The following is an 8,825-nucleotide window of genomic DNA, read 5'->3' on the forward strand; positions in this document are numbered from 1 at the left end:
TCATAGATAATACAATAAAGTTACTTTTAAACTAGGGTAAAAAAGGAAGACTATGGAAAATATAACTGAAACTACAGATAAGCTAGAAGGCTATGCTGATATAGCTGTAGAAGCTGCAATTCTTTACGGGCCAAAAGTTGTTCTGGCAATTGTTACCTTGATAATTGGTCTTTGGGTGATAAATCGAATTGTTAGCAAGGTTGAAAAGCATTTTACGTCTAAAGCGGATCCAACGCTTGGTTCGTTTGTCAGTAGCCTGGCGTCAGTCATCTTCAAGATGATGCTATTGATTGCTGTTGCATCAATGGTTGGTATTGAAACTACTTCTTTCGTTGCAGTACTCGGTGCTGCTGGCTTGGCCGTCGGTTTGGCATTGCAGGGCAGTTTGTCAAACTTCGCTGGCGGTGTTTTGATCTTGCTATTCAAGCCTTTCAAAGTAGGCGACTTAATTGATGCTCAAGGCCATATTGGTGTCGTTAAGGAAATTCAGATCTTTAACACAATTCTAACAACGGCAGATAATCGTGTCGTTATTATTCCAAACGGTGCCCTATCAAATAGCAGTATGGTTAATATCAACCAGCTGGATACTCGCCGTGTTGATTTCGTTTTTGGTATTGGTTATAGCGATGATATTGATAAAGCGAAAGCGATTATTGAAGGCTTGATCACTTCAGATTCTCGTGTATTAAAAGATCCTGAGCATTTGATTGCGATCTCTGAATTAGCGGATAGTTCCGTCAACTTTACCGTTAGGGTTTGGACTAAGACGGCGGACTACTGGGCAGTTCACTTCACAATGTTCGAAGCAGTTAAGAAAGCGTTTGATGAGCAAGGAATTAGTATTCCGTTCCCTCAGCAAGACGTACATATGCATACAGTTCAATAACCTACATATTGGCGCCGGTCATCTAAGGCGTTATTTATTTTGCTGAAAAAAGGCGCTCTTTCGAGCGCCTTTTTTATTTATAAACGTTTTTTCTAACCTGCGTAAGAATGAAAACAAGTGTGATAATACCTCTGAAAAACTGGAAAAAAACGCATCTATAAACGACGCTAATAAAAAGATACTTTTTGTTACTTCAACTTATCTTTGTTCGTGACTAAGATGAAGTTAATAAAGAATTTAGTATCAACGAATTTTGCTGGTCTCTATCTGCCTGTGCATAGCGCTTCAGAAATACGAAGTGACTGAGACAAAGCAATAATGACGATTGTCTCGATCTACTAAAGACAAAAATAACGAGTGTTAGGCAGTTATAGAGGTACTGGAAATGCCAGTTGAACAGCTAAAGCAATATCTAGATTCGAATGACGTTCAATACGTATCAATAGAACATTCGGTAGCATATACCGCAAAAGAGATCGCTGAACGTATTAAACTTAAAGGTGACCAAATGGCGAAAACCGTTATGGTCAATTTGGACGGTTGTATGTCGATGGTGGTGCTACCCGCATCATGTCGAATACGCTGGGATCAATTTATGAGAGCCATGGGAACCGAGCTGGTCGCCCTGGCAACAGAAGATGAATTTAAAGACCGTTTCCCATCATGCGAAGTGGGTGCTATGCCACCATTCGGCAATTTATATGATGTCCCCATCTATATGTATGAAGGGTTCGATGAAACCGGTGATATTGCCTTTAGAGCAGGAAATCACCACGAAGTGATTAAAATGAAGCTCTCTGATTATATGGAACTAGCGTATCCGATGACGCTAAATGAGGGCTTCGCAAAGATTGGTATGAAGAAGCCAAGCTGGTTGTTAAAGAAGAAGGCCGGGTAGAAAACCTAGCCTTCTATTGTTTACCGTTTACAATCTCCGGGCCTTACAGCAGGCGGCCTGAACTGCGGCTCGGGGATTTATTCTTTTAATTGCTAGCGAACATAGAGAATCAGGTCTTCGTATCCTCGTCGGATGCGAAATGCCTGCACATTTCGCTGCCTCAAATAAGACTTAAGCTCTGCAATATTTCTAATCCTGCTTCGGTTGACCGCGAAGATTATATCCCCTTGCTCAAAGCCTACTCGTTTAGCGATCGAATTATTGCTCAGTTCTTTAACCTGAATGCCAATAGCTTCTTCTTGATCACTTGGAATGAGATCCATTAACAGGCTTCCGCTCAAATAAGAAGAGACTTTGTCACCAGCTATTTCCGGGACAGGTATGGCTTCGATCTCAATTTCGAGCGCTTTGTTATTGCCATTGCGAATAATCTCAAGATCAAGGGTTCTGCCAATTGCAGAAAGTCCAATTCTGTTTTGGATATCATTGGCATTCCTGATGGCCCGACCATTTGCCTTAGTAATAATGTCGCCCTGCTTTAGACCTGCATCATCTGCTGCGCTGCCATCCTCGATACTACTGACAATAGCCCCCTGATAGGTATTAAGCTGATGTGTTCCGAACGAGAAGGCTTCAGCTAACTCAGGGCTTAAGTCTTGGAAACGGGCACCGATACCGCCGCGTTTTACTTCACCAAACTGGATAAGTTGTGACATAACTGATTGGCTGACTTCAGTTGGAATGGCAAAGCCAATGCCAACGTTTCCTCCGGCTGGAGCGATAATGGCGGAGTTGATGCCAACTAAGTTGCCATTGAGGTCAATTAATGCGCCGCCTGAATTGCCGGGGTTAATGGAGGCATCGGTTTGAATAAAATCTTCGTACCCCTGGATGCCAAGACCATTCCGCCCAAGTGCGCTGACAATTCCAGTAGTCACCGTTTGCCCAATACCAAAGGGGTTACCAATGGCAATTACAAAGTCGCCAACGGCTAGGGAGTTAGAGTCGGCGATTTTCAAAGATGACAACTTTTCTGCATCGATCTTCAGCAAAGCGATATCAACCTTCTTGTCGGAACCTACTAAGGTGGCTTTGAATTGACGCCCGTCCTGAAGTTTTACTTCGATATCGTTAGAGTCAGCAATGACATGATGATTGGTAAGAATATAGCCTTCTTTTGCATCAACTATTACACCGGAGCCAGCACTTTGAACTTGGCGTGACTCTTCAATTTCATCAGGAAAAGAGAAGAAATGTCGAAAAAATGGTGACTGTAGTAAAGGGTTATATTTACGCTGAATGGTATAGGTCGCAATATTAACCACGGCTGGCGCTGACTCCTTAATGATCGGCGCGAGAGAGGGTTGTGAATTTCCTTCTATCAGACGTTGCGGAAAGCCAGCGGCTTGAAGTGAAAAAGAGAAACTTAAGCTGAGCAAGATGAACAAAGTCAAACCGTATTGCTTGAAGTTAAAAAACACATTATTTGATAATTGATTAAGACGCATCTTTTTATTGTCCTTCACTGGGTATTACAGGCGATATTATAAGCTCAAAGGTGTGATTGTTGGGAAGTTCTTGCATAATACTGCAAAAGATTTGCTGAGAGGAAAAGCATGAGCAAGCAATATGATGTAGTGATTGTCGGTGCCGGTATGGTCGGCGCTGCCATTGCCTGTGGATTGGCTCGATCGAACTTTAAAGTTGCGGTCATTGACCCGCTATTACCCCCTGCGTACGTAGAAGGCGAAGCACCTCACATTCGGGTATCGGCGATCAGCTATGCGAGTGAACAGATATTAAAAAACCTGGGTGCATGGCAATATATCGAAGGCAAACGCTTATGTCCTTATCGACGTTTAGCAGTAAATGAGATGCCTGCTAAAAAGGGGCTATCTGCCTTATTGCCTGACATCTCGACATGGGCAAGAACCGAGTTTGATTGCAGTCAGATTGGCCAGAGTCATCTTGGCAATATTATTGAGAATGATATTGTTCATCTCGCTTTGCATGAAGCAATGAACGGCCTGGAAAATGTTAGCGTCTATTGTCCAGACAAAATTGAAGAGATGGAATTGGATGGTGAGCTGAAAACCCTGACACTATCAAAAGCAGGAGACATTAGCGGGCGCGTAGTGATTGGTGCCGATGGCGCACAGTCACGTGTGCGAGAACAAGCCAGCCTCGGTCAATATAAAGACAAATATGCGCAGCATGCTTTTGTCTGCACTGCTGCGTATGAAGGCAGTCAGGAAGATATTACCTGGCAGTCATTCACCTCTCATGGACCCTTGGCATTTTTGCCCTTGGCCGATAGTGGTAAGGAACACTTTGGCTCACTCGTCTGGTACGACTTGCCTGAAAGTGTCGGCAAATTATCGCAGATGGGTAACGAGGAGCTGTTAGCGACGATCAAAGCTGCTTATCCTTCAGAGCTTCCTACCATTACACGCATTGTAGAGCACGCTAGCTTCCCTTTATTTAAGTCCCATGCCATTAACTATGTCCGCCAGGGTGTGGCATTGGCGGGGGATGCAGCACATACTATCAATCCTTTAGCCGGGCAGGGCGTTAATCTGGGCTTTATGGATGCTGCGATGCTAATCGAAATTCTGGGGCAAGCACACTTAGCGGGCGAAGATATTGCTAGCCTTGAAGTCCTGCAGCGTTATCAAAAAAGTAGACGACCAGAGAACCAGAAAATGATGAGCATTATGGATATGTTCTATCATGGCTTTAGTAATGAGTTGCTGCCGCTAAGGGTGGTAAGAAATATAGGCCTGGGTCTAGCAAATAATTCCGGGCCTGCGAAAAATAAAGTGATGCAGTATGCGGTGGGCGCAATAGGTAACTTGCCTAAACTTGCTCAAGCCTAAAGGAAGCAAACGAGGAAAAAACAATGACAGAAACGCTATTTACCAAAATTATTGATCGTCAGATTCCTGCAGATATCGTCTATGAAGATGACATCTGCCTGGCATTCAAGGATATTCAGCCAACCGCTCCCGTACACTTGCTTATCATCCCTAAAAAACCAATCGCGACGATTAACGATATGGATGAAGGTGATAAGGAAACATTTGGACATTTGTTCTTTGTTGCCAAGAATATTGCCGCCGATATGGGCTTCGCAGAAGATGGTTACCGTGTTGTGATGAATTGCAATGAATATGGTGGACAAAGCGTCTACCACGTACACCTGCATTTAATCGCTGGTAAACCTTTGGGTTGGCCTCCTTTCACCGAGAAGCTTAAAGTCTGAGCAAGTGTAAACAAGGGTAAAACCATTGCTGACAGACTAATATTTAAGCACCCTCTTCGTTAAACTAGAGCTACCTAAACGAAGAGCGTGGTGAAATATGATCTGGAACCTGGAAGAAAGAAAGTCTAATAAGAGCCTACAGTCAATACTACAAGGCTTGGTATTATTTGCCATGATGTTTTCATTGGCGGCAGTTGCTGAAGCTGATGAACTTTCTTCTCGTCTGGAATCACACTTCAATGCCGATAGCTCGTATCGCTTTATCAACTATGAAAGTGTTAATCAGGTGCATGCTGATGAGTATGGCAGCATGCGCTACTTAGTGATGGATTTTGATTTGCGACTTGCCAGTAATGATCTTCAAGGCAGTATTCACCAGATTTGTAATACTGTCTTGGCAGATAGGCAGTTAATAAAAGACCTATCTCGTCATGGCTATGATATGGTTTCAGTATCATTTGATAGGCAGTCACAGTATGACTGCCTATAAATACCTAAAAAAACAAACGCTCTAACTCCTTACCCGGGTCTGCCGCCCGCATAAATGCTTCACCGACTAAGAAGGCGTTCACATCACGTTCTTGCATAGCGATCACGTCTTCTCGAGCATGTATGCCGCTTTCTGTGACCACAATCCTATCTTCGGGAATCTGCTTCAATAAGTTAAAGGTGTTGTCGAGTGATACTTCGAAAGAGTGAAGGTCCCGATTATTAATGCCGATTAAGCGAGTTTCCAGCGTTAAGGCATCTTTAAGCTCTGCTTCATTATGAACTTCGACCAAAACATCCAGGCCGATTTCATGGGCGATGCCACTTAACTCCTGCATTTGATCTTTTGTTAGGCAAGCGGCAATCAGTAGCACGCAATCAGCATTCACAACGCGGCTTTCGTAGATCTGATAAGGCGCGACCATAAAATCCTTACGGATAATCGGCAAGGCGCTCGCAGCACGTGCTTGTTGCAAATAGTCCTCATGGCCTTGGAAAAAATCACGGTCAGTAAGTACCGATAAACAGGCTGCACCGGCCTTCTCATAACTTTCGGCAATGGCGGCAGGTACAAAGTCCTCTCGAATAATTCCTTTGCTTGGTGATGCCTTCTTGATCTCGGCAATAATGGCAGGCAAATTGTTCGCGTTCTTGGATTCTATCGCCCGCACAAAGCCGCGGGTCTCATCCCGATCGAAGGCTTGTGCCTTGCAGTCGGCTAGCTTTAGCGTGCTTTGTCTTTCCTCAATTTCCTGCCACTTGCGTGCGACAATCTTTCGCAGAATGGTTGGAGTTTTATCGCTGGCTGAATCTGGGCCAAAAGAAACGTCTGACATAATGAATCCGGTATATAAAGTTATTCTGCAAATACGCGCGTAAAGCTCGCCAAGTCATTTAATTTAGCTAAAGCTACGCCAGAACCAATGGAATCGGATGCCAGCTCAACGCCTTCAGCCAAACTACTAGCCAGGTCAGAAGCATAGATCGCTGCACCGGCATTTAAAGTAATAATTGAGCGTGCTTTTTGCGCAGCCTCGCTTTGTTCCTTTCCTAAAGCTGCTTTTATCAAGTTTAGGCTTTGTTCTGCACTATCGACACCCAAGCCATCAAGTGAAGCTCGCGCCAGGTCAAAGTCTTCTGGTTTGATGGTGTATTCACTGACTACGCCATCCTTGAGTTCAGCGACATGGCTGTCGCCGGAAATAGTGATCTCATCGAGGCCGTCACTCGCGTGGACGATGAGTACATGCTCGCTACCCAGACGTTTTAATACTTCAGCCATAGGCTTACACAAAGCACTATTGAATACGCCGATCACTTGCTTACCAACGTTAGCAGGGTTAGTCATGGGGCCAAGCATATTGAAGATGGTACGAATAGCCATCTGCTTCCGGGGGCCAATAGCATGCTTCATAGCGCTATGGTGAGCTGGTGCAAACATAAAACCAACACCAATTTCCTCAATACAACGCTGTACTTGCTCGGGGCTTAAAGACAAATTAATGCCTGCAGCTTCGAGTACATCAGCACTGCCAGTGCTGCTAGAAACGCTACGGTTACCATGCTTTGCTACCTTGCCACCCGCTGCAGCTACCACAAATGCACTGGCTGTCGAGACGTTAAACAAGTTAGCACCATCGCCGCCGGTGCCACAGGTATCTACCAAGTGTTCGCCGCTGATATCTACTTTAGTAGAGAGCTCTCGCATCACCTGAGCAGCGCCGGTAATTTCATCAATGCTTTCGCCTTTCATGCGCAAAGCAACTAGGAAACCGCCAATTTGAGCTTCTGTCGCTTGGCCTGTCATAATCTGTTGCATGACAGACTGCATTTCATCGGTTGCTAGGTCGGTGTTTTCAACGACTTTTGCCAGAGCTTGAGTAATATCCATGCGTATACCTATTTTTATTCGCTTATCGTTTTATCTTATCGGTCTAAGAAATTCTTAAGTAAGTCATGACCGTGTTCACTTAGAATTGACTCAGGGTGGAATTGAACCCCTTCAATATCAAGTTCCTTGTGGCGAACACCCATGATCTCTTCGACACTACCGTCATCGTTTTCAGTCCATGCCGTGATTTCCAGGCAATCAGGTAGCGTATCTTTACAAATAACCAGTGAGTGGTAACGGGTTGCGGTGAAAGGGTTAGTCAATCCCTTAAATACGCCCCTATCGTTATGATGCATGGCTGAAGTCTTACCGTGCATCACCTGCCCGGCACGAATGATATTTCCGCCAAAAGCCTGGCCAATACTTTGGTGACCCAAACAAATACCAAGAATTGGAAGCTTGCCTTTAAAGTGCTCAATGGCAGCCAGTGATACACCGGCTTCGTTTGGCGTACAGGGGCCAGGTGAAATCACAATTTTACTAGGTTTTAGCGCTTCAATTTCTTCGATGGTAATTTCATCGTTACGGTAAACATGAACATCGGCACCGAGTTCGCCCAAGTACTGAACAACGTTGTAGGTAAACGAGTCGTAGTTATCAATCATTAATAGCATTGTTTTTCTCCTTACCCGTCTAAGCCTTGAGTTGCCATTGCCACCGCTCTGAATACAGCGCGCCCTTTATTCATGGTTTCATCCCACTCACTTTGCGGTACCGAGTCTGCAACGACTCCCGCACCGGCTTGAATATGCAATACCTGGTCTTTTATGACCGCGGTGCGAATGGCAATCGCCGTGTCCATATTGCCATTCCATGAGAGGTAACCAACAGCGCCGCCATAAACGCCCCGCTTAACCGGCTCAAGCTCATCGATGATTTCCATCGCACGAATTTTCGGGGCACCACTTAGAGTACCGGCAGGGAAAGTCGCGCGTAATACATCAATCGGACTGGTATCGGGTTTTAGCTTGCCGGTCACGTTCGAGACAATGTGCATAACATGAGAGTAGCGCTCTATCACCATTTTATCGGTGAGCTCTACACTGCCAATTTCACTAACGCGGCCAGCATCATTTCGTCCTAAATCGATTAGCATCAAATGCTCGGCGCATTCTTTAGGATCTGCGAGTAGGTCTTTCTCTAAGGCTAAGTCTTCTTCTTCATTCATGCCGCGCTTGCGAGTACCAGCAATCGGCCGAACAGTAACTTCACCCTCTTCTACGCGCGCAAGTATTTCAGGTGATGAGCCGACAATATGAAACTCGCCCAAGTTCAAAAAGTACATATAGGGAGAAGGATTCAAACAGCGTAAGGAGCGATACAGATTCAAAGGCTCAGCAGTAAACGGAATCGACATGCGCTGTGAAATCACCGTTTGCATCACGTCACCAGAGAG

The 8,825-nt window shown here is 44.9% G+C and carries 10 protein-coding genes; 5 read left to right on the forward strand and 5 right to left on the reverse strand.

Translation table 11 applies throughout. The features are described from left to right. Positions 1–52: 52 nt before the first annotated feature. Complete coding sequence (locus A3735_RS13095) at positions 53–889, forward strand: mechanosensitive ion channel family protein (RefSeq protein WP_068514472.1); 837 nt, start codon at positions 53–55, stop codon at positions 887–889. A gap of 385 nt (positions 890–1,274) precedes the next feature. Continuing rightward, entirely contained in the window at positions 1,275–1,787 is a 513-nt protein-coding gene (locus tag A3735_RS13100; protein WP_068509127.1) for an aminoacyl-tRNA deacylase, read from the forward strand. Positions 1,788–1,879: 92 nt separating this feature from the next. Here A3735_RS13100 and A3735_RS13105 read toward each other — a convergent pair whose 3' ends face one another. Beyond that, complete coding sequence (locus A3735_RS13105) at positions 1,880–3,295, reverse strand: Do family serine endopeptidase (protein WP_068514468.1); 1,416 nt, start codon at positions 3,293–3,295, stop codon at positions 1,880–1,882. Between the two features lie 108 nt (positions 3,296–3,403). On the opposite strand from A3735_RS13105, the gene A3735_RS13110 reads away from it, so the two are divergent. The 3 genes from A3735_RS13110 (at position 3,404) to A3735_RS13120 (ending at position 5,539) form a co-directional block, all read left to right on the forward strand. Beyond that, complete coding sequence (locus A3735_RS13110) at positions 3,404–4,663, forward strand: FAD-dependent monooxygenase (RefSeq protein ID WP_068513876.1); 1,260 nt, start codon at positions 3,404–3,406, stop codon at positions 4,661–4,663. A gap of 23 nt (positions 4,664–4,686) precedes the next feature. Further along, positions 4,687–5,049, forward strand: coding sequence for a histidine triad nucleotide-binding protein (locus A3735_RS13115; protein ID WP_068514465.1), 363 nt, complete (start codon positions 4,687–4,689; stop codon positions 5,047–5,049). Between the two features lie 97 nt (positions 5,050–5,146). Beyond that, a complete protein-coding gene (locus tag A3735_RS13120; RefSeq protein WP_082885884.1) occupies positions 5,147–5,539 on the forward strand; it encodes a hypothetical protein in 393 nt (130 codons plus the stop codon). A gap of 4 nt (positions 5,540–5,543) precedes the next feature. Here the strand turns inward: A3735_RS13120 and trpC are convergent, their stop codons facing one another. The 4 genes from trpC to A3735_RS13140 form a co-directional block, all read right to left on the reverse strand. Continuing rightward, a complete protein-coding gene (trpC, locus tag A3735_RS13125) occupies positions 5,544–6,374 on the reverse strand; it encodes an indole-3-glycerol phosphate synthase TrpC (protein ID WP_068514462.1) in 831 nt (276 codons plus the stop codon). Positions 6,375–6,394: 20 nt separating this feature from the next. Then, positions 6,395–7,429 (reverse strand): anthranilate phosphoribosyltransferase, encoded by a 1,035-nt coding sequence (gene trpD, locus A3735_RS13130; protein ID WP_068514460.1) that lies wholly within the window; start codon positions 7,427–7,429, stop codon positions 6,395–6,397. A 35-nt stretch (positions 7,430–7,464) separates the two neighbouring features. Next, the gene (locus A3735_RS13135) at positions 7,465–8,043 is read right to left on the reverse strand and encodes an aminodeoxychorismate/anthranilate synthase component II (protein WP_068514458.1); all 579 of its coding nucleotides are present in this window, start codon (positions 8,041–8,043) and stop codon (positions 7,465–7,467) included. An 11-nt stretch (positions 8,044–8,054) separates the two neighbouring features. Continuing rightward, on the reverse strand, positions 8,055–8,825 hold a 771-nt coding region (locus tag A3735_RS13140; RefSeq protein ID WP_197485889.1), incomplete at its 5' end, for an anthranilate synthase component I family protein.

The organism is Oleiphilus sp. HI0061 (genome assembly GCF_001635675.1).

What these genes read in the sequence shown, in the direction of transcription:
- A3735_RS13100 (WP_068509127.1), top strand. Translation starts at nt 1,275, where the DNA reads ATGCCAGTTGAACAGCTAAAGCAATATCTAGATTCGAATGACGTTCAA.
- A3735_RS13095 (WP_068514472.1), top strand. Translation starts at nt 53, where the DNA reads ATGGAAAATATAACTGAAACTACAGATAAGCTAGAAGGCTATGCTGAT.
- trpC (WP_068514462.1), bottom strand. Translation starts at nt 6,374, where the DNA reads ATGTCAGACGTTTCTTTTGGCCCAGATTCAGCCAGCGATAAAACTCCA.
- A3735_RS13105 (WP_068514468.1), bottom strand. Translation starts at nt 3,295, where the DNA reads ATGCGTCTTAATCAATTATCAAATAATGTGTTTTTTAACTTCAAGCAA.
- A3735_RS13115 (WP_068514465.1), top strand. Translation starts at nt 4,687, where the DNA reads ATGACAGAAACGCTATTTACCAAAATTATTGATCGTCAGATTCCTGCA.
- trpD (WP_068514460.1), bottom strand. Translation starts at nt 7,429, where the DNA reads ATGGATATTACTCAAGCTCTGGCAAAAGTCGTTGAAAACACCGACCTA.
- A3735_RS13120 (WP_082885884.1), top strand. Translation starts at nt 5,147, where the DNA reads ATGATCTGGAACCTGGAAGAAAGAAAGTCTAATAAGAGCCTACAGTCA.
- A3735_RS13135 (WP_068514458.1), bottom strand. Translation starts at nt 8,043, where the DNA reads ATGCTATTAATGATTGATAACTACGACTCGTTTACCTACAACGTTGTT.
- A3735_RS13110 (WP_068513876.1), top strand. Translation starts at nt 3,404, where the DNA reads ATGAGCAAGCAATATGATGTAGTGATTGTCGGTGCCGGTATGGTCGGC.